Annotated in this window: 19 protein-coding genes and 1 pseudogene; 9 read left to right on the forward strand and 11 right to left on the reverse strand. The window is 72.6% G+C overall.

Annotated elements, in window-relative coordinates; translation table 11 throughout:
* Positions 1–86: 86 nt before the first annotated feature.
* Positions 87–1,293: pseudogene (locus ACFYMM_RS02345) on the reverse strand (glutathionylspermidine synthase family protein).
* Between the two features lie 35 nt (positions 1,294–1,328).
* On the reverse strand, positions 1,329–1,718 hold the full coding sequence (locus tag ACFYMM_RS02350; protein WP_388382969.1) for a hypothetical protein: 390 nt from the start codon (positions 1,716–1,718) through the stop codon (positions 1,329–1,331).
* 179 nt (positions 1,719–1,897) lie between these two features.
* Here ACFYMM_RS02350 and ACFYMM_RS02355 point away from each other — a divergent pair, with 179 nt between their 5' ends.
* The 7 genes from ACFYMM_RS02355 to ACFYMM_RS02385 all read left to right on the forward strand — a co-directional run bounded on the left by ACFYMM_RS02355 (position 1,898) and on the right by ACFYMM_RS02385 (position 10,875).
* Positions 1,898–2,719: a hypothetical protein gene (locus ACFYMM_RS02355; protein WP_388383310.1), complete on the forward strand. Its 822-nt coding sequence runs from the start codon at positions 1,898–1,900 to the stop codon at positions 2,717–2,719.
* 117 nt (positions 2,720–2,836) lie between these two features.
* Positions 2,837–3,451, forward strand: coding sequence for a hypothetical protein (locus ACFYMM_RS02360; protein WP_388382970.1), 615 nt, complete (start codon positions 2,837–2,839; stop codon positions 3,449–3,451).
* A 30-nt stretch (positions 3,452–3,481) separates the two neighbouring features.
* A complete protein-coding gene (gene pabB, locus ACFYMM_RS02365) occupies positions 3,482–5,653 on the forward strand; it encodes an aminodeoxychorismate synthase component I (protein WP_388382972.1) in 2,172 nt (723 codons plus the stop codon).
* Positions 5,650–7,266, forward strand: a complete 1,617-nt coding sequence (locus tag ACFYMM_RS02370; protein WP_388382973.1) for a benzoate-CoA ligase family protein — start codon at positions 5,650–5,652, stop codon at positions 7,264–7,266. The genes pabB and ACFYMM_RS02370 overlap by 4 nt, the downstream gene beginning before the upstream one ends.
* 32 nt (positions 7,267–7,298) lie before the next feature.
* Positions 7,299–8,864, forward strand: coding sequence for a class I adenylate-forming enzyme family protein (locus ACFYMM_RS02375; protein WP_388382975.1), 1,566 nt, complete (start codon positions 7,299–7,301; stop codon positions 8,862–8,864).
* Entirely contained in the window at positions 8,861–10,048 is a 1,188-nt protein-coding gene (locus tag ACFYMM_RS02380; protein WP_388382977.1) for an FAD-dependent monooxygenase, read from the forward strand. Before ACFYMM_RS02375 ends, ACFYMM_RS02380 begins: the two co-directional genes overlap by 4 nt.
* 32 nt (positions 10,049–10,080) lie before the next feature.
* Positions 10,081–10,875: an aminotransferase class IV gene (locus ACFYMM_RS02385; protein WP_388382979.1), complete on the forward strand. Its 795-nt coding sequence runs from the start codon at positions 10,081–10,083 to the stop codon at positions 10,873–10,875.
* Positions 10,876–11,006: 131 nt separating this feature from the next.
* On the opposite strand, the gene ACFYMM_RS02390 is transcribed toward ACFYMM_RS02385, so the two are convergent.
* Both ACFYMM_RS02390 and ACFYMM_RS02395 read right to left on the reverse strand, forming a co-directional pair.
* Positions 11,007–11,492, reverse strand: a complete 486-nt coding sequence (locus tag ACFYMM_RS02390; protein ID WP_388382981.1) for a carboxymuconolactone decarboxylase family protein — start codon at positions 11,490–11,492, stop codon at positions 11,007–11,009.
* A 68-nt stretch (positions 11,493–11,560) separates the two neighbouring features.
* Complete coding sequence (locus tag ACFYMM_RS02395) at positions 11,561–12,973, reverse strand: PLP-dependent aminotransferase family protein (RefSeq protein WP_388382983.1); 1,413 nt, start codon at positions 12,971–12,973, stop codon at positions 11,561–11,563.
* A 46-nt stretch (positions 12,974–13,019) separates the two neighbouring features.
* Between ACFYMM_RS02395 and ACFYMM_RS02400 the strand changes: the two genes are divergently transcribed.
* Positions 13,020–13,529: a carboxymuconolactone decarboxylase family protein gene (locus ACFYMM_RS02400; protein WP_388382984.1), complete on the forward strand. Its 510-nt coding sequence runs from the start codon at positions 13,020–13,022 to the stop codon at positions 13,527–13,529.
* On the forward strand, positions 13,526–14,248 hold the full coding sequence (locus ACFYMM_RS02405; RefSeq protein WP_388382985.1) for an isocitrate lyase/phosphoenolpyruvate mutase family protein: 723 nt from the start codon (positions 13,526–13,528) through the stop codon (positions 14,246–14,248). The genes ACFYMM_RS02400 and ACFYMM_RS02405 overlap by 4 nt, the downstream gene beginning before the upstream one ends.
* 6 nt (positions 14,249–14,254) lie before the next feature.
* Here ACFYMM_RS02405 and ACFYMM_RS02410 read toward each other — a convergent pair whose 3' ends face one another.
* The 7 genes from ACFYMM_RS02410 to ACFYMM_RS02440 form a co-directional block, all read right to left on the reverse strand.
* Positions 14,255–15,202, reverse strand: coding sequence for an ABC transporter substrate-binding protein (locus ACFYMM_RS02410; RefSeq protein WP_388382987.1), 948 nt, complete (start codon positions 15,200–15,202; stop codon positions 14,255–14,257).
* Position 15,203: 1 nt separating this feature from the next.
* A complete protein-coding gene (locus tag ACFYMM_RS02415) occupies positions 15,204–17,150 on the reverse strand; it encodes an ABC transporter permease (RefSeq protein ID WP_388382989.1) in 1,947 nt (648 codons plus the stop codon).
* On the reverse strand, positions 17,150–18,229 hold the full coding sequence (locus tag ACFYMM_RS02420; RefSeq protein WP_388382990.1) for a glycine betaine/L-proline ABC transporter ATP-binding protein: 1,080 nt from the start codon (positions 18,227–18,229) through the stop codon (positions 17,150–17,152). The genes ACFYMM_RS02415 and ACFYMM_RS02420 overlap by 1 nt, the downstream gene beginning before the upstream one ends.
* Positions 18,226–19,758: a GMC family oxidoreductase gene (locus tag ACFYMM_RS02425; RefSeq protein ID WP_388382992.1), complete on the reverse strand. Its 1,533-nt coding sequence runs from the start codon at positions 19,756–19,758 to the stop codon at positions 18,226–18,228. Before ACFYMM_RS02425 ends, ACFYMM_RS02420 begins: the two co-directional genes overlap by 4 nt.
* A 151-nt stretch (positions 19,759–19,909) precedes the next feature.
* Positions 19,910–21,430: an aldehyde dehydrogenase family protein gene (locus ACFYMM_RS02430; RefSeq protein WP_388382995.1), complete on the reverse strand. Its 1,521-nt coding sequence runs from the start codon at positions 21,428–21,430 to the stop codon at positions 19,910–19,912.
* A 393-nt stretch (positions 21,431–21,823) separates the two neighbouring features.
* The gene (locus ACFYMM_RS02435) at positions 21,824–22,813 is read right to left on the reverse strand and encodes a malate dehydrogenase (RefSeq protein ID WP_388382997.1); all 990 of its coding nucleotides are present in this window, start codon (positions 22,811–22,813) and stop codon (positions 21,824–21,826) included.
* 353 nt (positions 22,814–23,166) lie between these two features.
* The gene (locus ACFYMM_RS02440; RefSeq protein WP_388382999.1) at positions 23,167–24,363 is read right to left on the reverse strand and encodes a helix-turn-helix domain-containing protein; all 1,197 of its coding nucleotides are present in this window, start codon (positions 24,361–24,363) and stop codon (positions 23,167–23,169) included.
* Between the last annotated feature and the right edge of the window lie 156 nt (positions 24,364–24,519).

Genomic DNA, 24,519 nt, shown 5'->3' on the forward strand with positions numbered 1-24,519 from the left:
CTGCGCGCCAGTCACGGCCCGCTGGTCAGCCTACCCGCCGACGGACACCGTGCCGGTCCGGCGTCCATCATGCGAGCGGGGTGTCCTCACGGATTCGCGCCGGCTTCCTCCAGGACGACATGCGGCAGGAAGCGGGCGTACTCGTCGGTGACCAGGCCGCGGGACTCGCGGATGCCGAGCCCCGCCGACTCGTTCTCGACGACCCAGGCGCCCAGCACCACATGGTTGCCGTCGAAGGCGGGCAGGGGCGCCAGCTGCTGGTAGCAGCAGGGCTCCCGGCGTACGGCGGGTGGTTCGCCGGGCCGGTGGACCGTGACACCCGCGCCCTCCCGGCCGAGCAGCGGCTTGGCGACGTAGCCCGTGGTGCGGGCCAGTTCGCGGGGGCCGTCCAGGTGGGCGGGCAGCAGGTTGGGGTGGTCCGGGTACAGCTCCCAGAGGACGGCGAGCAGGGCCTTGTTGCTGAGGAGCATCTTCCAGGCGGGTTCGATCCACATCGTGGTGCCCGTGCCGCCGCCGTTGTCGAGGGTGTCGAGGACGTGGCCGGCGAAGGCGTCGGTGGTGAGCCACTCCCAGGGATAGAGCTGAAGACGCTCCGGATGAAACGGAGCCGGTTGTCGACGAAGCGGCCGGAGAGCGTGTCCCAGCCGATCTCCTCCATGGAGATCCAGTCGGTGTCCAGGCCGGCCTGTTCGGCGGTCTCCTTCAGGTAGGCGACCGTCATGAGGTCCTCGCCGAGTTCGTCGGCCGAGGAGTGCGCGAAGTGCAGCGGGGCGCCGGGCGGCAGCAGCGCGGCCTGCCGCCGCCAGGCGGCGACCAGGCGTTCGTGCAGGGAGTTCCACTGGTCGGCGCCGGGGAAGCGGTCCTCCATCCAGAACCACTGCGGGCCGGCCGCCTCGACCAGTGAGGTGGGGGTGTCGGCGTTGTACTCCAGGAGTTTCGCCGGGCCGGTGCCGTCGTAGCGGAGGTCGAAGCGGCCGTAGAGGGAGGGGAGTTCGGCGCGGCGGTGCCAGGCCTCGGTGACGGCGTGGGCGACACGCGGGTCGGTGATGCCGAGGTCGGCGAGGCGTCCGGTGGCCACGAGGTGGCCGGCCGCCGCCAGGCACATGCGGTGCAGTTCCTCGACGGTCTCCTCCAGCGCCTCGACCTCGTCGAGGCGCTGGAGGCGTAGTAGGCGCTCTCGTCCCAGTACGGGCGCAGGGTGCCGTCGGGGTGGCGGGTCAGCGGGTAGACCAGGCCCTGTTCCTCGACGGTCCGCTGCCAGCCGGGGCGGGGGGCGATCGTACGGCGTTCCATGGTGTCGGTGTCTTCGGTGGTGTCGGCGTCGTCGGTCAGCCGCCGGAGCCGTGGCCGCTGCCGTGGCCGAAGCCGCCGCGGTGGACGCCGGTGCGGTGGTGGCGGTGGTCGTCGTCCGAGGAGCCGCCGGAACCGCCGGAGCCGCTGCCGGGCCTGACGAAGGAACCGCCGTCGACCCAGGCGCCCTGCTTCTTGCCGCCGTAGTACCAGGCGCCGTCGGCGGAGATCTTGCCCACCTTGCCGACCTTGGTGGACTTGCAGTTCCTGTCGGCGACGACCTTGTAGCCCTTGGCGATGTGGTGGCTGTTCCGGTCGACGCAGCGCTTGTCCGGTTCGGACGAGCAGGCCGTGAGGGCGGCGGCGAGCAGGCCCATGCCGCCCAGGACGACGGTGGTGGAGCGGAGACGCCGACGTGTGCTGGCCATGTTGGTGTGTTCCCCCGGGGTTCGGCTCTCTGGGTTCGGCTCTCTGGCTTCTGCTGCGGTTTTTGCCGTTGCTTGGCTTGTCGCCGCGTGGTCAGCCTAGAGATCGGTGAGAGGGTCCCGGCAGGGGGGCCGGGTTCCGGCTGTTCGGCAGGGCCTAGAGTCCCTTCGTGCTGTTTGGAATGGTGTGCGCCCTGGGGGCGGCGGTCTGCTTCGGTACCGCGACGGTGTGGCAGGCGGTGGCCGCGCGGGCGGCGAGTGCGGACGGGGGCTCGGACGCCGCGCTGCTGCTGCGGGCCCTGCGGCAGTGGCGATACCTGGCCGGGCTGGCGCTGGACGGGCTGGGGTTCCTGTTGCAGATCGCCGCGCTGCGGTCGGTGCCGATCTACGCGGTGGGCGCGGCGCTGGCCTCCAGCCTGGCGGTGACGGCGGTGGTCGCGGCGCGGCTGCTGCGGGTGCGGCTGAGCGGGGTGGAATGGGCTGCCGTGGGGGTGGTGTGCGCGGGCATGGCGATGCTGGGGCTGGCGTCCGGGACGGAAGGGGACCGGGGCGGGCCCGCCGTCCTGAAGTGGGCGATGCTCGGGGCGGCCGTGGGGGTGCTGCTGCTGGGTGCGGTCGGCGGGCGGCTGCCGGGGCGCGGCCGGGCGCTGCTGCTGGGGCTCGGGGCGGGGTTCGGGTTCGGGGTGGTGGAGGTGGCGGTGCGGCTGATCGACTCGCTGCGCCCGGCCCACCTGCTCACCAATCCGGCGGCGTACGCCCTGCTGCTCGGCGGTGGTGCCGCCTTCATGCTGCTGACCTCGGCCCTGCAGCGGGGGTCGGTGACGACGGCGACGGCCGGGATGGTGATCGGGGAGACGATCGGTCCGGCGGCCGTGGGGGTGGTGTGGCTCGGCGACCGCACCCGGGAGGGCCTGGGGTGGCTCGCGGTGCTCGGGTTCGCGGTGGCGGTGGCGGGGGCGCTGGCGCTGGCCCGCTTCGGTGAGGCGCCGGCCGAGCCGGCCTGAGGTTTTCCCGCTTTTCAGCAAGCGCTTCCAGGGTTACTCGTGAGTTGCCGCGGGCGGGCGCCCGAAAACTTTTGTTGAAGGTTGAACGCGGGCGCGGTGCGCCGCGTAATCGACATCGTGACCAGTAATTCCGTCACCGTCACCACCGCCTTTCACGTGGTGCCGGGCCGCGAGGCCGACTTCCACTCGTGGGGGTGGGCCATGCTGGCCGCGAGTGCGCGGCAGCCGGGTTTCCTCGGGGGTGGCGTCCTTGTCGAACAAGAAGCGGAGTGGCATGTCGTCTATCGCTTCGCCACCGAAGGCACGGCTCTGGCCTGGGAGGACTCCACCGACCGGAGGCAGTGGGACAACCGGCTGCACGGGTTCGCACGGCAGACCGGGCGCCGTAGCGTGCGGGACGCGAAGGCGTGGTTCGACGCCCAGACCACCGGTGCCGCCGGGCTCACCGACCCGGCGGCACCGGCCCCGGCTCCTCCACCGGCCCCGCCGGCGAAATGGAAACTGTGGTTCGTGAACATGAGCGCGGTGTTTCCGCCGGTGCTTCTGTTCAATTTGCTCGTGCTCCCTTACCTTGGCGGCCTTAATCCGCTCGTGCGCACATTCGCGCTGTGCCTGTGTGTGACGGCCATCGTCACCTGGATTCTTATGCCGCGCCTCCAGCGTTTCTTCAAGAAATGGCTTTATCCACCGCTCCAGGCGCTTCGCGGACGGCACAAACGACGGACCGCATAGGCCCGTGAACGACCAGAGGGAGGTGGGCGGGTGAAGACCCTGCTCATCGACAATTACGACTCGTACACGTACAACCTGTTCCAGCTGATCGCCGAGGTCAACGGCCTGGAACCGGTCGTCATCCGCAATGACGTGCCGGCCGGCGCGCTGCCGGATCTCGCGGAGTTCGACAACGTGGTGGTGTCACCCGGTCCGGGCCACCCGGGCGACGCGCGGGACTTCGGCATCAGCGCCCGCTTACTGGCCCGGTCCACGCTCCCCGTCCTGGGTGTCTGTCTGGGCCACCAGGGAATCGCGCTCGGGGAACAGGGCCGGGTGCGGCCCGCCCCGCAGCCCCGGCACGGACATCTGACCACCGTCCGGCACGACGAACGCGACCTGTTCCAGGGGCTGCCGCAGCACTTCACCGCCGTCCGCTACCACTCGCTGTCCGTGCACGAGCCGCTGCCCGAGACCCTGGAGGCGACCGCCTGGGCCGAGGACGGGGTGCTGATGGGGCTGCGGCACCGCACCCGGCCGCTGTGGGGGGTGCAGTTCCACCCGGAGTCGGTGCTCACCGAGTACGGCCACCGCATGCTGGTCAACTTCCGCAATCTGACGGCCGAGCGGGCCCGCAGAACGCGGTCCAAGAACACCGCGGTCACCCCGATCCCCGGTCCCTCGCCCGGCCCGGCGGCGACCATCCCCCGCCCCCGCCGCGCCGGCGGCCCCGGCTACCGCCTGCACACCCGCCGCATCACCACCGCCGTGGACGCGGAGGCCGCCTTCACCCGGATGTACGCCGGTTCCGCGCGGGCGTTCTGGCTGGACAGTTCGCTGGTCGAGCCCGGCCTGTCCCGGTTCTCGTTCTTCGGGGACGGCAGCGGTCCGCTCGCCGAGTACGTGCGCTACGACGTCACCGCCGGCCGCTGCGAGATCGAGCGCGCCGGACGGCCCCCGCGCAAGATCACGGCGAACGTCTTCGACTACCTCAAGCGGCAGCTGACGAACCGGCGGGTGGACGCCACCGGTCTGCCCTTCGACTTCACCGGCGGCTATGTCGGTTACTTCGGCTACGAGACGAAGGCGGACTGCGGATCGCCGAACCGGCACCGGGCCGGGACACCGGACGCCTGCTGGCTGTTCGCCGACCGGCTGATCGCGGTGGACCACCAGAAGGGGCACACCTACGCCGTCTGCCTGGCGGAGGACACCCCGCAGGCCGCACGCGAGGCGGCCGACTGGCTGGAGGGCTCGGTGGCCCAGCTCACCTTCGTCGCCCCGGACCGGGAGCAGCCGGCGCCGCGCCGTACGGCCGGCCCCGACCTCGGCGCCGCCGAGCCGTGGCTGGTCCGGGACCGGGCGACGTACCTCGCGGACATCGCGGCCTGCCAGGACGAACTGCGGGCGGGCACCAGCTACGAGGTCTGTCTGACCAACGCCGCCCGGCTGCCCGCGCCGTCCGACGCGTTCGGCTTCTACCGGACGCTGCGCCGCGTCAACCCGGCGCCGTACGGGGCCTTCCTGCGGTTCGGCGACCTCGATGTGGCCGGCTCCTCCCCGGAGCGGTTCCTGCGGATCACCCGGGACGGGACCGCCGAGGCCAGACCGATCAAGGGCACCGCGCCCCGGGGCGACACCCCGGCCGAGGACGCCCGGCTGAGGGACGCGCTCGCGGCGGACGCCAAGACCCGCGCGGAGAACCTGATGATCGTCGACCTGCTCCGCAACGACCTGGGCCAGGTCTGCCGTACCGGCACGGTGCGGGTCTCCCGGCTCATGGCCACCGAGACGTACGCGACCGTCCACCAGCTGGTGTCCACCGTCGAGGGACGGCTGCGCGGGGACACCCACCCGGTGGACTGCGTGCGCGCCTGCTTCCCCGGCGGGTCGATGACCGGAGCGCCGAAGCTGCGCACCCTGGAGATCATCGACTCCCTGGAGACCGAGGCCCGCGGCGTCTACTCCGGTGCCCTCGGCTACCTGGGGTGCGGCGGCGGCGCCGACCTGAGCATCGTCATCCGTACGGCCGTCCTCGCGGACGGGCTGCTGCACCTGGGCGCCGGCGGGGCGATCGTCCTCGACTCGGACCCGGTCGCGGAGTACGAGGAGATGCTGCTGAAGACCGCGGCCCAGATGCGGGCCCTGCGGGAGCTGGAGGCGACGAAGGCCCTCGACGGGCCCCCCGCCGTGGCGGAGCCGGCAGAGGAGCCCGTCCGATGACCGCCCCGCGGTTCACCGCTACCCCGCAGCCGGCCGTGGCCCCGCCGTCCGTCGCGGTCCCGCGTCCCACGGCCGCCGTCCGGACCGCGCCCGCGGCCGTCCCGCCGGACGCCGTCCCGCCGGACGCCGACGCGCCCGGCAATCTCGCCGCCCGTCTCGCCGCGCTCGCCGAGCGGCGCGGCTGGGGCGGGCGGATCGCCTTCCACCAGGGGCACCGGGCCTGGACGCACGGCCAGGTGCACGCGCTCGCGGCCCGTGCGGCCGGGGTGCTCGCCGGGCACGGGGTGCGGCCCGGCGACCGGGTGCTGCTCGCGCTGCCCGACGGCATCGCCTGGGTGACGGCGTTCCTGGCCACCGCCCGCCTCGGGGCCGTGGCCGTGCTGGTCAACCCCGAACTCCCGGCGTCCGAGCACGCGTTCATGGCCGAGGACTGCCAGGCCGTGCTGTGCGTCACCGGGCCGGGCCTGGAGGACCGGTTCGCCGACCGGGCCCGGCTCGGCGCCGACCAGTTGGTCGCGCTCACCGCCGTCACCGAACCGGCCGCCGCGCATCCGGTCGACGCGCACACCCCGCTGTACGTGCAGTACACCTCCGGCACCACCGGCCGGCCCAAGGGCGTGGTGCACGTGCACGGCGACCCGGGGACGTACTACGACCTCGTCGGGCGGCGGCTGCTGCGGATCGGCGAGGACGACGTCACCCTGTCGGTGTCGAAGCTGTACTTCGCCTACGGCTTCGGGAACGCCTTCGTCTTCCCGCTGTTCTCCGGCTCCTGCGCGGTCCTCGTCGACCGGCGCCCGACCCCGGCCGCCGTGGACGAACTCGTCGCCCGGCACCGGGTGACCCTGCTGTACTCCGTGCCGTCCGCGTACGCCGCGCTGGTCGCCGACCGGGGCAGCGGCCACGAGGCCTGCTTCGCCTCGGTACGGGCCGCGGTGTCGGCCGGCGAGGGGCTGCCCGAGGGGCTCGGACGGCAGGTGACCGAACTGCTCGGCGCGCCGGTGCTGGAACAGATCGGCTCCACCGAGGCCGGGCACGCCTTCTGCGCCAACGGTTTCGACCACAACCATCCGGGCACCGTCGGCCGTCCGGTGCCCGGCTTCGAGGTGGAGCTGCGCGACCGGGCCGGGCGTCCGGTGCCCGAGGGCGCGGAGGGCGAACTGTGGGTGCGCGGACCGACCGTGACGCCCGGCTACCTCAACCGGCCCGAGGAGACGGCACGCACCCTGGTCGGCGGCTGGCTGGCCACCCACGACCGGGCGCGCCGCGAACCGGACGGCGCCTTCCGGCACCTGGGCCGCACCGACGACATGGAGATGGTCGGCGGCATCACCGTCTCCCCGCTGGAGGTGGAGGCCGCCCTGCGCGCCCATCCGGCGGTCAGGGAGGTCGCGGTGGTCGCCGTCACCGACGGACGCGGCAGCAGCCGGCTGCGCGCCTTCGTCGTCCCCGTCGCGCCCCCCGCGCCGGGGCTGGAGGAGGAGCTGATCGGGCTGGCGCACGAGCGGCTGGCCGCCTTCAAGGTGCCCCGGAGCGTCAGTTTCGTCCCCTCGCTCCCCCGCACGTCCACCGGAAAGCTCCGCCGCCACCTCGTCCGCCAGGGCGCCTGGTGAGCGCCGCGGACTCCACCGAAAGGAGGGGGCACATGGCACAGCGGCCCCTGTTCGCCGATCGCGGGTTCTATCTGGGCCCGGTGTTCCGGCAGGCCGCCGACCGGCACGGAGACGTCTTCGTCACCCTGGACCGGCCGCTGGACGTGAACCCTGCGCTGGGCGTCGACCTCGGCTACCCGCTGCTGGCCGACGTCGTGGAGGAGCTGTCCGGCCGGCTGTGGCAGGCCGGGGTACGGCCCTCGGAGCAGGTCGTGGTGCACAAGGCGGACAACGTCGACATCGTGCTGCTGACCTGCGCCGTCTCCCGGATCGGCGCGGTGCCCGTGCTGCTGTCGCCGGGGCTGGCCGGTCCGGTCGTCGGGCAGTTGCTGGGGCGGCTGCGGCGGCCCTGGCTGGTCACCGACCGGGCGAGGCTGGAGGGCCCGCTGCGGGACCTCGACCTCTCCTGTCTGGTCTCGCGGACGCTGTCGGTGGACGACGCGCCCGGCGCCGAACCGCTGGAGAAGTACACCGGAGCCGAGGCTCCCGCGCCGGTCCGGCTGCACCCGCGCGAACCCGCCCTGATCACCCACAGCTCGGGCACCACCGGTGTGCCCAAGCTCGCCGTGCACTGCGCGAACACCATGTGGAACCGGCTCGTCCCGCAGAAGGCGATGGGCTGGCCCACGCGCGGCGAGACGGCGGCGCTGCACATGTCCTTCGTGCACTCCCGCTTCTACCATCTGCTCGGCGTCCTGCTGCACTTCGGCAGCCCGCTGGTGCTGATCACCGACCCCGAACCGGCGTCGGTGGGCCCGCTGCTGTCCCGGCACCGGCCCGGGATCGTGGAGACGCACCCCAACACGTTCGTGCTGTGGGAGGAACTGGCCGACGCGCCCGGCGCGCCGCTGTCCCGGGTCCGGTCCTACGGCTCGACGTTCGACGCCATCCACCCGCGCACCGTACGGCGGCTGCTGGACGCCTCCGGCCGCCGGGCGCCCTGGCTGATCCAGCTGTACGGGCAGAGCGAGACGGGGCCGGTGGCGTTCCAGTGGTTCACCCGGCGCAGCGCCTCCCGGGCGGACGGCCGCCGGGTGGGCACCGGGATACCCGGCTTCACCCGCGTCCGTGTCACCGGCCCCGACGGCAGGCCGGCCCGGCCCGGCACGCCCGGCCGGATCGAGGCCCGCACCCGGGGCCGCATCCTCACCTACCTGGGCGCCCGGGACCACTACGAGCGCCAACTGGACGGAGAATGGTGGCAGATGGGCGACCTGGGATACCGGGACCGGCTCGGCGCGCTGCACCTGATGGACCGTGAGACCGACCGGCTGGACTCCGTGCGCAGCAACCTGGAGGTCGAGGACACGCTGATGTCCCGTCTCGAGGAGCTGCGGGAGGTGGTCATCGTGCCCGGCGCGGACCACGAACCGGTGCCGGTGGTGTGCGTCCGGGGCGAGCGGCCGCTGGACCCGGAGCGCTGGCGGGAGGCCACCGCCGACCTGCCCGCGATGGCCGAGCCCAGGCAGTGGCGGTTCGAGGAGCTGCCGATGACCGCCACCTGGAAGGTGAAACGGGTGGAGATCACCCGCATGCTGACCCAGGGCGTCCACGCGTGACCCCGGTGGTCGTGGTCGGCGCCGGCCCGGTGGGTCTGTCGGCGGCGCTCGGCCTGCGCGCCCACGGTCTGCCCGTCCTCCTGCTGGAGGCCGGCCCCGAGGGCCGCCGGCGGCCCGGCAGCCGGGCCCTGTTCGTGCACCGGGAGACGCTGCGGCTGCTGGACGGCGTACGCCCGGGACTGGCCGCCGAGATCACGGCGTACGGGCGCACCTGGCACACCCGGCGCACGCTGTACCGGGGCCGTGAGGTGTACTCCCGCACCTTCCGGCCGGCGTCGGCGCCGTCCGGGCTCCCGCCCTTCACCAGCCTGCGCCAGACGGACACCGAGCGCTTCCTGCTCGCCGCCTGCGAGGCGGCCGGGGTGGAGTTCGTCTGGGATGCGGAGGTGGCGCGGGTACGCACCAGCGCCGCCGGGGCGGTGCTGACCGCGGCGGACGGCCGGTCCTGGACGGCTCGGCACGTGATCGCCGCGGACGGCGCCCGCTCGGCGGTCCGGGCGGCGCTGGGCATCCGCATGGAGGGGACGCACGGGGACGGCTTCCATGTCGTCGTGGACGTGGCCGACGTGCCGGACGCCGAGCTGCCGCTGGAGCGGGTCTTCCACTACGAGCACCCGGGGCTCGGCGGACGCAGTGTGATGCGGGTGCCGTTCACCGGGGGCTTCCAGGTGGACCTGCAGTGCCGGGACGACGACGTGCGGGAGGAGTTCGGCGGCGAGGACGCGGTACGGCGGTGGCTGCCGGCGGCCGTCGGCGAGGGGTACGGGGAACGCGTCCTGTGGGTGTCGACGTACCGCTTCCTGCGCAAGGTCGCGGCCTCGTTCACCGACCCGCACGGGCGGGTGCTGCTCGCCGGTGAGGCGGCGCATCTCTTCCCGCCGTTCGGGGCACGGGGCATGAACAGCGGCATAGCCGACGCGACGGCGGCGGCGCGGGCCGTCGCCGCCGGGACGCCCGAGGCGGTCGCCGGCTTCGCCGAGGTGCGGCGGGCGGCGGCGCTGTTCAACAGTGCCGCCGCCGGGACCGCGCTGGACCATCTGCGGCCACGGCGCCGGATCGTCCGGGTCAAGCAGCGGGCGGCGGCGGCCCTGGCGCCGGTGCTGCCCTGGTGCGGTTCATGGCTGGAACACGCGCCGTACGGGCCCCGCCACGGGGCAGCGGCTCTCGTCGGCGGCACGTACTGAATGCAGCGGCACGTACTGAGGAAGGAGCGGCTGTGACCCGACCGGCGGTGGCCGAGGAACTGTTGACGTGGACACCAGGGAGCGGGCTGGTCTGCGGTCCGCCGGTCGGCGGGCGGCTGCTCGTCGCCGACTCGTGGCTGGTGCGCGACGGCCGGGTGCGCGGCCTCGACCGGCACCGGGAGCGCTTCGTGCGGGCCTGCGGCGAGGCCGGCGGGCCGTCCGTGCTGCGGCTGCTGGAGTTCTGGCATGTGATGACCGACGCGCTGCCACGCACCGGCGAGTGGTTCCCCCGGGTCGAACTCGCCGCCGGTTCGGGTGAGTTGCGGCTGCTGCTGCGGCCCGCTCCGCCGCTCGGCGCCGAGGTGCGGGTGTGGGCGGCGGGTCAGACCGATCCGCGTACCGTGCCGCGCCGCAAGGGGCCGGACCTGGACGCCCTGGCCCGGGTACGGGACCGGGCGTCCGGGGCGGGTGCCCAGGAGGCGGTGCTGGTCACGCCGTCGGGTGTGGTGCTGGAGGCGGCCACCGCCAGCGTGCTGTGGTGGGAGGGCGACACCCTCTGCCTGCCCGCGCCGCAGCTGCCCCTGCTGCCCGGCGTGACCGTCGGTCTCATCCAGGCGCGGGCCCTGCGTTCGGGCGTCCGGGTCGCCCATCGCGAACGGACGGTCGCCGAACTGGACGGCCGGGAGGTGTGGCTGGTCAACGCGCTGCACGGGATCCGGCCGGTGACGGGCTGGACGGGCAGGCGCCTGCGGGCGGCCGAGGCGGTGCGGGCGCCTGAATGGCGGGCGTGGCTGGACGACAGCATGGAACCGCTGCCGGACGTATAGGCGCCGGGCAGCGGATTACAGAGCGGCGGATTACAGAGCGGCGGATTACAGAGCGGCGGATTACGGAAAGGCGCCGGATCGAATCGTCTTCGACCCGGCGCCTTTCCCCCTTGCCCGAATTCCTGTCGGGGTTATTTCCGAGTCGGCTGGTGGGCGCCGGGAACCATTCGGGTGGCGATCGCGATCCGGTTGTAGGCGTTGATGACCGTGGCCGCCCAGATGAGGGCCGCGACCTGTCGCTCGTCGAAGACCCCGGCGGCCTCGGCGTAGACGGCGTCCGGTACGTGGCCGTCGTGGACCAGGGTCACGGCCTCGGTCAACGCCAGTGCGGCGCGCTCCCGTCCGGTGAAGAAGGGCGTCTCCCGCCAGGCGTTCAGGGCGTAGATCCGCTGCTCGGTCTCACCCTGGGCGCGGGCGTCCTTGGTGTGCATGTCGAGACAGAACGCGCAGCCGTTGAGCTGTGAGGCGCGGATCCTGACCAGTTCCAGGATTTCGGGTTCGACCTCGGCGTCCTGGGCCGCCGAAACGGCGGCGCCGTGCAGGGAGCCCATGGCCGCGGAGACATCGGGGGTGATTTTCTTCAGCGCCACGCGGGCTACGGGATCGACAGTGCTCATGGGGTGACTCTATACGCCCGAATACCACCGGGAACGGAAACCGGAAAAGAGACGGAAAAAGAAACCGGTTATTCGGCCAGCGCCGCGCACAGCGCGTCCAGCGCCCCCGTCCAGGCGTGGTCGGGGGGTGTCCCGTACCCGACGACCAGCGCGTCCCGGCGCTCCGCGGTCGACTCCGGGTGCCGGTAGCCGTGCAGACCGTGCACCTCGAGGGCGTGCCAGGCGGCCGCCCGCTGGGCCGCGTCCTCGCCGCCCGGCGGGAGGCTCAGCACCACGTGCAGGCCCGCCGCGATGCCGGTGGCGCGCACCGAGGGGGCCCGGCGGGCGAGTTCGGCGACCAGGGCGTCCCGGCGGCGGCGGTAGCGCAGCCGGGACGAGCGGACGTGTCGGTCGTAGGCGCCGGACGTGATGAACTCCGCCAGCGTCAGCTGGTCCAGCACCCCGCAGGACCAGTCCACCCCGCCCTTGGCCGCCACGACCTCGTCGACGGCCGACGGCGGCAGCACCAGCCAGCCCAGGCGCAGGCCAGGGGTGAGGGACTTGCTGGCGGTGCCCAGGTACACCACCCGGTCGGGGTCGAGGCCCTGCAGCGCGCCCACCGCCTGCCGGTCGTAGCGGAACTCGCCGTCGTAGTCGTCCTCCAGGATCAGACCGTCGACGCGCCGCGCCCAGTCCACCACCGCGGCCCGCCGGTCGGGGTGCAGCGCCCCGCCGGTCGGGAACTGGTGCGCCGCCGTGAGCAGCACGGCGCGCGGGCCGGCCGGCTCGCCCGCCGCGAGCTCCTCGGTGCGGGTGCCGCGTTCGTCCAGGCCCAGCGGTACGGTCCGCAGGCCGGCCCGCTCCAGCAGCCGCCAGTGGGCCGGCAGCCCGTACGACTCGACCGCCAGCGAGTCCAGCCCCCTGGCCCGGAGCACCTGGCCGAGCAGCATCAGGCCGTGCGCGAAGCCGGAGCAGATGACGATGCGGTCGGGGTGCGCGCGGACCCCGCGGGCCCGCGCCAGGTAGTCGGCCAGGGCGGTCCGCAGCTCCACGCGGCCGTAGGGATCGCTGTAGCCGAGGGCGTCGTACGGGGCGAGGGTGAGGGCCCGGCGGGATGCCTTGAGCCAGGCCGTGCGGGGAAAGGAGGCCAGGTCGGGGGTGCCGGGGGCGAGATCGTAGGCCGGCCGGGAGGGTGTGCGCCGGCCGGGGTGCGGGGTGCTGGACGGCCGGGCCGGCGTCCGCTCCGTCACCCGTGTGCCCGACCCCTGCCGGGCCGTGAGCCAGCCCTCGGCGACCAGGTCGGCGTAGGCGTCGGCGACCGTGTTGCGGGCGATGCCGAGGTCGGCGGCGAGGGACCGGGAGGAGGGCAGCCGGGTGCCGGGGGCGAGGCGGCCGGTGCGGACGGCGTCCCGCAGCGCGTCGGTCAGGCCCCGGCGCAGACCGCCCGCGCGGGTCGTTTCCAGATGCAGGTCGACGCCCAGAGTGGCCCAGGTTTCTGGCATGGAAATGGACCATACTCCTGGGCTGCCTCGCTCCTAGGGTCGGGACATGACCACAGAGGAAAGCACCCGAGAGACCGTCGAGTACGCGGCCGAACAGCCGCCCCGCATGCCCTGGGCCCAGCACGCGCCCGAGGTCTACCAGGCCATGGTCCGCCTGGACGCGGCCGCCAAGCAGGGCCTCGACCCCACCCTCTTCGAGCTGGTGAAGATCCGCGCCTCGCAGCTCAACCACTGCGCCTTCTGTCTCGACATGCACACCAAGGACGCCCTGGCGGCCGGGGAGAGCGTGGAGCGGATCGTGCAGCTCGGCGCGTGGGAGGAGTCCCGGCACTTCTACACCGAGAAGGAGCTGGCGGCGATCGAGCTGACGGAGGCGGTCACCGTCCTCACCGACGGCTTCGTCCCTGACGAGGTGTACGAGAAGGCCGCCAAGCACTTCGGGGAGGCCGAGCTGGCGCATCTGATCGCCTCGATCACGGTGATCAACGCGTGGAACCGGATCGCGGTGACCACCCGGATGACACCCGGCCACTACCGGCCGGGGCAGCGCGGGTGAGCGGCGTCGACGTCTTCCGGTCCCTGCACAGAAGGCCCGCGCAGGGAGATCCCTTGGTCCTGCCCGGCCCCTGGGACGCGGCCAGCGCGCGGGTGTTCACCGAGGCCGGCTTCCCTGCGCTGGCCACCCCGAGCGCGGGCGTCGCCGCCTCGCTCGGGTACGCGGACGGGGCGGTCCCGGCCGACGAGATGTTCGCTGCGGTGGCGCGCATCTGCCGGGCGGTGGACGTGCCGGTGTCGGCGGACGTCGAGGGCGGCTACGGGCTGGCGCCGGGGGAACTGGTGGAGCGGCTGCTGGAGGCGGGGGCCGTGGGCTGCAACCTGGAGGACTCGGACGGCGGTGTCCTCAGGGACCCACGACGGCACGCGGACTGGCTCGCCGAGGTGCGGCACGCGGCCGGTGACCGGCTCTTCGTCAACGCCCGTGTCGACGTCTTCGCGCACGGGGACGGCTCCCCCGAGCGGGCCATCGAGCGTGCGGCGCTGTACGTCGCCGCGGGTGCCGACTGCGTCTATCCGATCGGTGCTCCGGTGACCGTACTGCCGCTGCTGCGCTCGGGGGTCGAGGGGCCGCTCAATGTCGGGGCCCGGCTGGACGGCGGTGGCCCCTCGCCCACCGAACTCGGTGAACTCGGGGCCACCCGCGTCACGTTCGGGCCGGGGCTGCAGCGCTGGGCGGCACTGGCGCTGCGGGGGATGGCCGAACAGCTGATGCGGTGACGGCCGTCAGGACAGCCACGCCTTCCACACCTTGGGGTGGCTGTCCACCCACTTCTTCGCCGCCGCCTCCGGCGTCAGCTTCTGGTCGGCGATCATCAGGGAGACCTCGTTCTGGTCCTCGGTCGTCCACTTGAACTTCTTCAGGAAGGCCGCCGCCCTGCCGCCGTGGCGGGAGAAGTCCGTGTTGAGGTACTTCTGCAGCGGGGTGTGCGGATAGGCGCAGGCCACCTTCGCCGGGTCCGCGTCGCAGCCCTCCTTGTACGGCGGCAGCTGCACCTCGGTCATCGGGACCTTCTTGAACAGCCACTGCGGTGAGTACCAGTAGGTCAGGAAGGGCTTCTTCTCCTTGGCGAACTGTTTCATCTGGGTGATCTGGGCGGCCTCGGAGCCGGCGAACACCACCTGGTAGTCCAGCTTCAGGTTCTGCACCAGCGCCTTGTCGTTGGTGACGTAGGACGGGGAGCCGTCCATCAGCTGGCCCTTGCCGCCGCTCTCCGCGGTGCGGAAGAGGGAGGCGTACTTGTCGAGGTTCTTCCAGTTCGTGATGTCGGGGTGCTGTTTGACCAGGTAGGTCGGCACGAACCAGCCGATGTGGCCGGTCACCCCGAGGTCGCCGCCGCGCGCGATCGTCTTCTTGTCGTCGACGTACCGCTTCTCCTGGTCCGGGTGGCCCCAGTCCTCCAGGATGGCGTCGACCCGGCCCTGGCTGAGCGCGTCCCAGGCGGGGACCTCGTCGACCTGGACGGTGTCGACGCGGTAGCCCAGCTCGTGTTCCAGCAGGTACTGGGCGACGGCCACGTTGGACTGGGCGCCGACCCAGGACTGGACGGACAGGGTGACGGTCTTCGAGCCCTGGGCGTTGGCGAACGGCGAGGCCTGTTTGGTCATGTCGGCGGCGCCGCAGCCGGTCAGCAGCAGCAGCGCGCCCGCTCCGGCGATTGCGCGAAGTCGCATGTCAGGCTCCCTTCCTCGCGCGGCGTTCGGTCGGCTGGGTCACCCGGTCCAGGACCAGGCCGAGGCAGACGATCGCGGCGCCCGCCACGAGTCCGGTCGCCAGGTCGCCCTGGGCGAGGCCGAAGGCGACGTTGTAGCCGAGGGCGCCGCCGCCGACCAGGCCGCCGATGATGACGACGGCCAGCACCAGGACCACGCCCTGGTTGACGGCGAGCAGCAGGGAGCGCCGGGCGAGCGGGAGCTGGATCTGCCAGAGCTGCTGGCGGCCGGTGGCGCCGAGCGAGCGGGCGGACTCCAGCGCGGCCGGGTCCACCTGGCGCAGGCCCTGCGCGGTGATCCGGACGACCGCGGGCAGGGCGTAGACCACGGCGGCCGCGACCGCCGGGGCACGGCCGACGCCGAACAGGGCGACGACCGGGATCAGGTACACGAACTGCGGCATCGTCTGGAAGACGTCCAGGACGGGACGCAGGGCGCGTTCGAAGCGGTCGCTGCGGGCCGCGGCGATGCCGGTGGCGATGCCGAGGACCAGGGTGACCGCGACGGCCGCGAGTACCTGGGCGAGGGTGTCCAGGGACGGCTCCCACACGCCGAGCACACCGATCGCGGCCATCGCGAGGACGGCGGTCAGGGCGGTGCGCCAGGTGCCGATCAGCCAGGCCAGCGCGGCCACGATCAGCAGCACCGACCACCAGGGCAGCCACTGCAGGCCGCCGCGCAGGGGGTCGAGGACCCAGGTGGTGAAGTGGGCCGCCCAGTCCGCGGTGCCGCCGACGACCGGGACACCGGAGTAGAGGTGGGCGGTCATCCAGTCGACGGCGCGGTTGACGGGCTCGGCGATGTTCAGCGTCCAGGAGTCGGACCAGTCGGCGCTGCCCAGCAGCCGGAAGGCCACGGCCAGGGCGACCGTGACGGCGAGGGCGTAGGGCCACCCGATCGTCCGGGGCCGCTCGGTGCCGGTGCCCTGTCCGGCGGCGGCGGTGACCCGGTCCAGGACCACGGCGAGCAGCACGATGGGGATGCCGGCGGCGAGGGCGGCGCCGACGTCGACGGAGGCGAGCGCCTGGTAGACGCGGTCGCCGAGGCCGCCGGCGCCGATGACGGAGGCGATGACGGCCATGGACAGGGCCATCATGATCGTCTGGTTGAGGCCGAGCAGGAGTTCCTTGCGGGCGAGCGGGATGCGGGCGGTCAGCAGCCGCTGGCGGCCCGTGGCGCCGAGCGACTCCACGGCCTCCAGGACCTCGGGGTCGGCGCCGCGCAGACCGAGCGCGGTCAGGCGGGCCATCGGCGGGGCGGCGTAGACGACGGTGGCGAGGACGGCCGCGGGGACGCCGATGCCGAAGACCAGGACGACGGGGAGGAGGTACGCGAAGGCCGGGAGCACCTGCATGGTGTCCAGGACCGGGCGCAGGGCGCGGTCGAGGCGGTCGGAGAGCCCGGCGCCGAGGCCGAGGACGAAGCCGACGACGACGGAGGCGAGTACGGCGACCACCATCAGCGCGAGGGTCTGCATGGTCGGCACCCACATGCCGAGGACACCGCAGGTCAGGAAGGCGACGGCGGTACCGAGGGCGAGCCGGACACCGGCCACCCGCCAGGCGACGAGCGCGCCGAACGCGGTGACGCCGGCCCAGCCCGCGGCGAGCAGGGTGAGGTAGACGGCGCGTACGGACAGGACGACGGCGTTGCTGATGTAGCCGAAGAAGTACAGGAACAGGGGGTGGCTGTCCCGGTTGTCGATGACCCAGGTGCTGGCGCTGGTGAGGGGCTTGGACAGGTCGACGGTCAGCGCGTGCGGCCAGCTGCCGCTCGCCCAGCGGGAGTCGGCGAGGGGCACGAGGACGGCGGCGAGGAGCGCGAGGGCCAGCAGCTTGCGGGCGCCGGGGCGGCGCAGGACGGCGGGCAGCGCGAGACGGGGGGCGGAAGCGGTGGTGACGGAGGCCATCACGCGGCCTCCTTGAGCTTCTCCGTTCCGGCGACCACGGCGAGCAGCCGCTCGTGGTCCACCACCCCCAGGCAACGGCCGTCCTCCACCACGCAGGCGGGCCTGCCGCCCAGCGCCACGGCCCGGATCGCGTCGGCGACCACCGCGTTCGGGGGGAGGGCGCCGGGGTGGTCGGGGCCGCCGCAGTCGCCTGGCTTCATCGCCGTACGGACCGTCATCACCTGCTCGCGCGGTACGTCCCGGACGAATTCGCGGACGTAGTCGTCGGCCGGGGAGCCGACGATCTCCTCCGGGGTGCCGAGCTGGACCACGCGGCCGTCGCGCATCAGGGCAATGCGGTCGCCGAGCTTGAGGGCCTCGGACAGGTCGTGGGTGATGAAGACCATCGTGCGGCCCTCCTCGCGGTGCAGGCGCACCACCTCGTCCTGCATGTCCCGCCGGATCAGCGGGTCGAGCGCGCTGAACGGCTCGTCGAAGAGCAGCACCTCGGGGTCGACGGCGAGCGCGCGGGCGAGGCCGACGCGCTGGCGCTGGCCGCCGGAGAGCTGGCCGGGCCGGCGCTTCTCCATGCCCTCCAGGCCGACCTTGTCGACGACCTCCTGGGCCCGGGCCCGGCGTTCGGCCCTGGCGACGCCCTGGATCTCCAGGCCGTACGCCACGTTGTCGATGACCGTGCGGTGCGGGAGCAGTCCGAAGTGCTGGAAGACCATCGCGGCGCGGTGGCGGCGCAGTTCGCGCAGCCGGGTGCGGTCCATGGAGCGGACGTCCTCGCCGTCGATGGCGATCGTGCCGGAGGTCGGCTCGATGAGCCGGGTCAGACAGCGCACCAGGGTGGACTTGCCGGAGCCGGACAGGCCCATGACGACGAAGACCTCGCCCTTGCGGACGTCGAAGGAGACGTCCCGGACGGCGGCCGTGCACCCGGTGCGGGAGCGCAGTTCGGCCGGGTCGAGCGAGGTCAGTTCGGGGTCGGCGGGGACGCGGTCGGCCTTCGGGCCGAACACCTTCCACAGTCCGTCGACGGCGAAGACGGGAGCGTTCGTGGTGGGCGGTTTGCGTGTGGCGGGCGTGATGGTCATCGCACACCACCTCCGATCAGGTCGACGGCCTTCTCCCCGACCATGAGCACCCCGATCATGGGGTTCACGGCGGGCATGGTCGGGAACACGGACGCGTCGGCGATACGGATGCCGTCGAGGCCGCGAATCTTCAACTCGGGGTCGACGACGGCCAGTTCGTCGTCGTCGGCGCCCATCTTGCAGGTGCCCGCTGGGTGGTAGACGGTGTGCGCGACCTTGCGGGCGTACTCGCTCAGCTCGGCGTCGCCGAGGATGTCCGGGCCCGGGCACACCTCGCGCTTGAGCCAGCCGGCCAGCGGTTCGGTGCGGGCGATCTCGCGGGCGATGCGGATGCCGTCGACGAGGGTACGGGCGTCGTAGTCGTCCTCGTCGGTGAAGTAACGGAAGTCCAGGGCGGGCTTCACGGCGGGGTCCGCGCTGGTCAGGAAGATCCGGCCGCGGCTCTTCGGCTTGGGGATGTTCGGGGTCATCGAGACGCCGAACTCCGGCCGCCGGTAGCCGAGGCGCTCCGGGTTGTCGGTGAAGGGGACCTGGTAGAAGTGGAACATCAGGTCCGGACCGGCGTGTTCGGGGTCGCGGCGCACGAACAGGCCCGCGTCGGAGTCCATCGCGGAGTTCTCCGGGATCGGCCCGTTCGTCTCCCAGACGATCACCGACTCGGGGTGGTCGAGCAGGTTCTCACCGACGCCGGGCAGGTCGTGGGCGACCGGGATGCCGAGCGCCTCCAGGTCCTTGCGGGGGCCGATGCCGGAGTGCAGGAGCAGCCGGGGCGAGTCGACGGCGCCGGCGCACAGCAGGACCTCGGTGCGGGCCCGTATCAGCAGTTCCTCGCCGTCCTTGGTACGCACGTGGACGCCCTCGGCGCGGGTGCCGTTCAGTTCCAGCCGGTACGCCCAGGTCTCCAGCAGGATGGTCAGGTTGGGGCGCTCGTCCATCACCGGGTGCAGGTACGCCACCGAGGCGGAGGACCGCTTGTTGTTCTCCGGGTGGTAGGCCAGGTCGAAGAAGCCGACGCCCTCGGTGAACGGCTTGCGGTTGAACCCCTCGACCCGGGGTACCCCGAGCGCTGACTGGGCGGAGTCGACGAAGTCGCGGGCGATGGCGTTCCGGTCCTTCTCGTCGACCGGGACGATGTTGTTGAGGAGGCGGGCGTAGTAGGCCTCCATGGGGACGGCGCCCCAGCCCTTGGCGCCGGCCGCCTCCCACTCGTCCCAGTCGGAGGGAAGGGGCTTGAAGGCGATGAGGGTGTTGTGGGAGGAACAGCCGCCGAGGACGCGGGCGCGGCTGTGCCGGATGTGGGAGTTGCCGCGCGGCTGTTCGGTGGTCGGGTAGTCGTAGTCGAGGTCGCCGCCGAGCAGGCCCATCCAGCGGCGCAGGGTGAGGACGTCGTCACGGCCCACGTCACTGGGTCCGCCCTCGATGACGGCGACGGTGACGTCCGGATTCTCCGTGAGACGGGAGGCGATCACGGAACCCGCGGTTCCGCCGCCGATCACGACGTAGTCGTAGGTGTGGGGCGTGTGGGACATCGGGGTACTACTCCAGTGGGGGTGGGGACAGCAGCGAGTTTCGGTGGGAGCGGGGCCCGGTGGCGGCGGGGCTCGGTGTCGGCGGGGATCGGTGGGAGGTCGGCGGGGATCGGTGGGAGCGGGGCCCGATGGGAGCGGGGCCCGGTGGGGCTCAGCCGGCGAACCAGCGCACCGGCTTCGGCGCGAGGTTCTGGTAGACGTGCTTGGTCTCGCGGTACTCGGCGAGCCCGGCGGGCCCCAGCTCGCGACCGGTGCCGCTCTTGCCGAAGCCGCCCCACTCCGCCTGCGGGAGGTAGGGGTGGAAGTCGTTGATCCAGACGGTGCCGTGCCGCAGCCGGCCCGCGACCCTGCGCGCCCGGCCCGCGTCGGAGGTCCAGACGGCGCCCGCGAGGCCGTACTCGGTGTCGTTGGCCAGGAACACCGCCTCGTCCTCCGTGCGGAAGGTCTCCACGGTGAGGACCGGCCCGAATACCTCCTCGCGGACCACGCGCATCTCGCGGTGACAGCGGTCGAGGACGGTCGGCCGGTAGAAGTAGCCGGACTCCGGCCGCTCGGGTGAGGGTGCGGGCCGGCCGCCGCCGGCGCGCAGGGCCGCGCCCTCCTCCAGCGCCGAGGCGACGTACGCCTCGACCTTGGCGCGCTGCTGCTCGGAGACGAGCGGGCCGCACTCCACGCCGTCCTCGGTGCCCCGGCCGAGGCGGATCTTCTCGGCCCGGCGGGCGAGTTCGGCGACGAAGCGGTCCCGGACGGACTCCTCGACGATGAGACGGCCGCCGGCCGAGCAGACCTGGCCGCTGTGGATGAAGGCGGCGTTGAGGGCCTGGTCGACGGCGGTGTCGAAGCCCTCCTCGGTGGCGCAGGCGTCGGCGAAGACCACGTTGGGGTTCTTGCCGCCGAGTTCGAGGGCGACCTTCTTGACGGTCGGGGCGGCGGCCTGGGCGACCTTGGTGCCGCTGACCAGGCCGCCGGTGAAGGAGACGAGGTCAACGTCGGGGTGTTCGGCCAGCCGGGCGCCGACGGTGTGGCCGGGGCCGGTGACCAGGTTGGCGGCTCCGGCGGGCAGCCCGGCCTCGATGAGCAGTTCGATCAGCGCGATGGTGGTCATCGGGGTGATCTCGCTGGGCTTGACCACGAAGGTGTTGCCGGCCGCGAGTGCCGGGGCGATCTTCCAACTGGCTTGCAGGAGGGGGTAGTTCCAGGGGGTGATCAGTGCGCAGACGCCGACCGGCTCGTGGACGACGACGCTATGGACGTCGGGCGAGCCCGCGTCGACGACCCGGCCCGGGGACTCGGCGGCGACCAGGTCGGCGAAGTAGCGGAAGGCGTCGGCGACACAGTCGATGTCGACGCGGCCCTCCTCGACGGTCTTGCCCGCGTCCCTGCTCTCCAGCAGACCGAGTTCCTCGCGGTCGCGAACGAGCAGGTCGGCGACCCGGCGCAGCAGGGCGGCGCGCTCGGTGACCGGGGTGCGTGGCCAGTCGCCGGCGTCGAAGGCGCGGCGGGCCGCGGCCACCGCGCGTTCGGCGTCCTTCTCGTCACCCTCGGCGACCACGGCGAAGGGCCGGGCGTCCGCGGGGTCGAGGATCTCGCGCGTGGCACCGGAGGCCGCTTCCAGCCACTCGCCTCCGGCATGGATCGTCGCCTCGGCCGTTCGTTCCGTTCTGTCCGCCATGATCGGTATTGCCTTCCGTTCCTGTTCAGTACCCCTGTGTCACACCGGTGTCACTCTCGGGGACCGCTATCGCCTGCCCCCGACCTTGGATTGCATGCGCAATCGATGGCCGAAAGTGCGCCGCATCACTGGGGATTCGGACATACTGGAACAAAAGGCTCAGAAATGGAAGGCGTCCATGACACGCCTCCCGGACGACGGGCCTGGGCCGGCGGCCGCTCACCGGGGGCGGTGGCCGAGGGGTGCCGGGTGATCAGGTCCCGTACGCAGCCGCGCAGCGACTCGGCCGGATGACGTCCGCTGCCGGTGGGCGCCCCCAACGCACCGGTCCCCGGCCGCTGTCGTAGCGGCCGGGGACCGGTGTGGTAAGTGTCGTCGCTCGGACGGACGGCGTCAGATCAGGCCGAGGGAGCGGACCGCCTCGCGCTCCTCCTCCAGCTCCTTGACGGAGGCGTCGATGCGGGCGCGGGAGAACTCGTTGATCTCCAGGCCCTGGACGATCTCGTACTTGCCGTCCTTGGTGGTGACCGGGAAGGAGGAGATCAGGCCCTCCGGGACGCCGTAGGAGCCGTCCGACGGGATGCCCATGGAGGCCCAGTCGCCGTCCGCGGTGCCGTTGACCCAGGTGTACACGTGGTCGATGGCGGCGTTGGCGGCCGACGCGGCCGAGGAGGCGCCACGGGCCTCGATGATGGCGGCGCCGCGCTTGGCGACGGTCGGGATGAAGTCCTCCGCCAGCCACTTCTCGTCGTTCACGGTCTCGGCGGCGTTCTTGCCGGCGACCGTGGCGTGGAAGATGTCCGGGTACTGGGTGGCGGAGTGGTTGCCCCAGATGGTCAGGCGCTTGATGTCGGCGACCGTGCTGCCCGTCTTCTTCGCGAGCTGGGTCAGCGCGCGGTTGTGGTCCAGACGGGTCATCGCGGTGAAGCGCTCGGCCGGTACGTCCGGGGCGGCGGCCTGCGCGATGAGCGCGTTGGTGTTGGCCGGGTTGCCGACCACGAGGACCTTGATGTCGTCCGCCGCGTGGTCGTTGATGGCCTTGCCCTGCGGCTTGAAGATGCCGCCGTTTGCCTCGAGCAGGTCACCGCGCTCCATGCCCTTGGTGCGCGGGCGGGCGCCCACCAGGAGAGCGACGTTGGTGCCGTCGAAGGCCACGTTCGGGTCGTCCGTGATGTCGATGCCCTGCAGGAGCGGGAACGCGCAGTCGTCCAGCTCCATGGCCGTGCCCTCGGCGGCCTTCAGCGCCGGGGTGATCTCCAGCAGACGGAGCTTGACCGGCACGTCCGCGCCGAGCAGCTGGCCTGAGGCGATGCGGAAGAGCAGGGCGTAACCGATCTGGCCGGCCGCGCCGGTGACGGTGACGTTCACGGGAGTGCGGGTCATGGCGTTCTCCGTAGGACAGCTGGCGGTGGTCGTCCGGGTGGGACGTACAGATGATCGATCTCTTGGTATCAAGAGAGATCCACCGGTCAGGCTATCGCGCCTCCGGGATCCCGGACGTCCGGGTCGGTGTGGCCCGGCCCACAGAGTGAGCGAACTCCCTCCCCCGGCGCAGAAACCCGCGCCACGCAGAGCGGCGGCCGCCCGTCCGTCCGGGAGAGGTGGGGACGGAGGCGGCCGCCGTGGGGGGGGTATCCGGTGTCCGGACTCCCGTGGGGGTAACTGTCGCCTGCCCGATCCCGCCGGGGGCATGCATGTGTCACCCGGTTGTTTTCACAATCTCCTTCTTCGCCTGCTCACCTGGTGCAGCCGGTCACCCCGGAGGCCAGCCTGGCGCAGGCCCTGGCCTGGGCCGCGTCCTGCACGGCCACCATCGGCGTGTACGCGATGGTGTCCCCGGTGGTCGTGATGTCGCCCGTCTTCCTGACCTTGCCCACCAGGACCTGCACCTGGTCGCCCCGTGCCGCGCCGGTGATCCGCCCCCACGCCGTACCGCAGGTCTTGCTGTAGCGGACCTCCAGGGTGGCCGCGCCGACGGCGGCGGTCCTGGTCGTGGTCACCAGGCTGCCGCTGCACCCCATGCTCTCCGCGTCCTTGCCGGTGCAGCCGGAACCGGAGCACTTGACCCCGGCGGGCAGCCTGGCGCCGACGGTGGCGGACGGGGAGGCCGACTTGGCCGCGCTCTCGTTCTTCTTGGCGCCCCCGCCGGTGAGGAAGAAGACGGCGGCGATGACGACGAGCACACTGCCGACGCCCGCGAGGAACATGGTCAGCCGCCGCCTGCCCGCGGACGCGTCACCGCCGGGTCCCGGGGGACCGCCCGAAGGCGAAGGCGAGGACGGAGTCGGAGATGGAGACGGAGAAGGAGACAGAGACGGAGACTGAGACGGAGACGGAGAAGATGGAGATGGAGATGGAGGCTGGGACGAAGGCCAACCTGACGGCGAACCCGGCCGCAGGGAGTTGCCCCCCGCGGTGGATCCGGGGCCGCGTTTGGCCCCCTCCCGCTCGCGTGCGTCCGCGTCCGGCGCCGTCGGCTGCGGCGGGATCGTCGGCGAGACGCCCGCGGGTCCCGCGATCCCCGGCGTGACGACCGTACCGCCGCTCTTTCGGGCCGTGCCCGTCCTGCCCGCCGTACCCGCCGTGCCGTTGGTGCCCACCGGCGGGCCGCCGAACTCCCCGAGCGCGGCGCGTGCCTGGGAGATCCGGATGGCCTCCATGGTCATGTCGTGGCGCATCTCCGAACGGCTCCAGGCCCGTTCGGCAAGTTCCCACATGGTCGTCAGATGGACGGGATGGGTGCCGGTGACCTCGGCGAGCGCGACGATCGCGCCCTTCGGTGCGAGGAGCCGGCCGTTGAGGTAGCGCTCCCACGACGTCTTGCTGTAGCCCGTGCGGTCGGCCAGCGCCGCGATGCTCAGTCCGCCACGGTCCACGAGCCGCCGCAGCTGGCTCGTGAACTCCCGCACCTGCGGGTCGAGTTCATCCGGCAAGGCTTTCCAACGAGGCATTGCTTTCCCCCCTCTTGTCCCCCGCTTGTACACGTTAGCCCGCTTCTACGGGGTGTTCGTACCCCATCCCCCACCTTGTCAAGGCATCGACACAGTGGAGACACGGGCGTGACATCCCTGGTCACAGAGTGCTCAGGC

Source organism: Streptomyces sp. NPDC006739, from assembly GCF_042869815.1.
GTDB lineage: Bacteria > Actinomycetota > Actinomycetes > Streptomycetales > Streptomycetaceae > Streptomyces.

What these genes read in the sequence shown, in the direction of transcription:
- ACFYMM_RS02350 (WP_388382969.1), bottom strand. Translation starts at nt 1,718, where the DNA reads ATGGCCAGCACACGTCGGCGTCTCCGCTCCACCACCGTCGTCCTGGGC.
- ACFYMM_RS02355 (WP_388383310.1), top strand. Translation starts at nt 1,898, where the DNA reads ATGGTGTGCGCCCTGGGGGCGGCGGTCTGCTTCGGTACCGCGACGGTG.
- ACFYMM_RS02370 (WP_388382973.1), top strand. Translation starts at nt 5,650, where the DNA reads ATGACCGCCCCGCGGTTCACCGCTACCCCGCAGCCGGCCGTGGCCCCG.
- ACFYMM_RS02375 (WP_388382975.1), top strand. Translation starts at nt 7,299, where the DNA reads ATGGCACAGCGGCCCCTGTTCGCCGATCGCGGGTTCTATCTGGGCCCG.
- ACFYMM_RS02390 (WP_388382981.1), bottom strand. Translation starts at nt 11,492, where the DNA reads ATGAGCACTGTCGATCCCGTAGCCCGCGTGGCGCTGAAGAAAATCACC.
- ACFYMM_RS02395 (WP_388382983.1), bottom strand. Translation starts at nt 12,973, where the DNA reads ATGCCAGAAACCTGGGCCACTCTGGGCGTCGACCTGCATCTGGAAACG.
- ACFYMM_RS02400 (WP_388382984.1), top strand. Translation starts at nt 13,020, where the DNA reads ATGACCACAGAGGAAAGCACCCGAGAGACCGTCGAGTACGCGGCCGAA.
- ACFYMM_RS02410 (WP_388382987.1), bottom strand. Translation starts at nt 15,202, where the DNA reads ATGCGACTTCGCGCAATCGCCGGAGCGGGCGCGCTGCTGCTGCTGACC.
- ACFYMM_RS02415 (WP_388382989.1), bottom strand. Translation starts at nt 17,150, where the DNA reads ATGGCCTCCGTCACCACCGCTTCCGCCCCCCGTCTCGCGCTGCCCGCC.
- ACFYMM_RS02420 (WP_388382990.1), bottom strand. Translation starts at nt 18,229, where the DNA reads ATGACCATCACGCCCGCCACACGCAAACCGCCCACCACGAACGCTCCC.
- ACFYMM_RS02425 (WP_388382992.1), bottom strand. Translation starts at nt 19,758, where the DNA reads ATGTCCCACACGCCCCACACCTACGACTACGTCGTGATCGGCGGCGGA.
- ACFYMM_RS02430 (WP_388382995.1), bottom strand. Translation starts at nt 21,430, where the DNA reads ATGGCGGACAGAACGGAACGAACGGCCGAGGCGACGATCCATGCCGGA.
- ACFYMM_RS02435 (WP_388382997.1), bottom strand. Translation starts at nt 22,813, where the DNA reads ATGACCCGCACTCCCGTGAACGTCACCGTCACCGGCGCGGCCGGCCAG.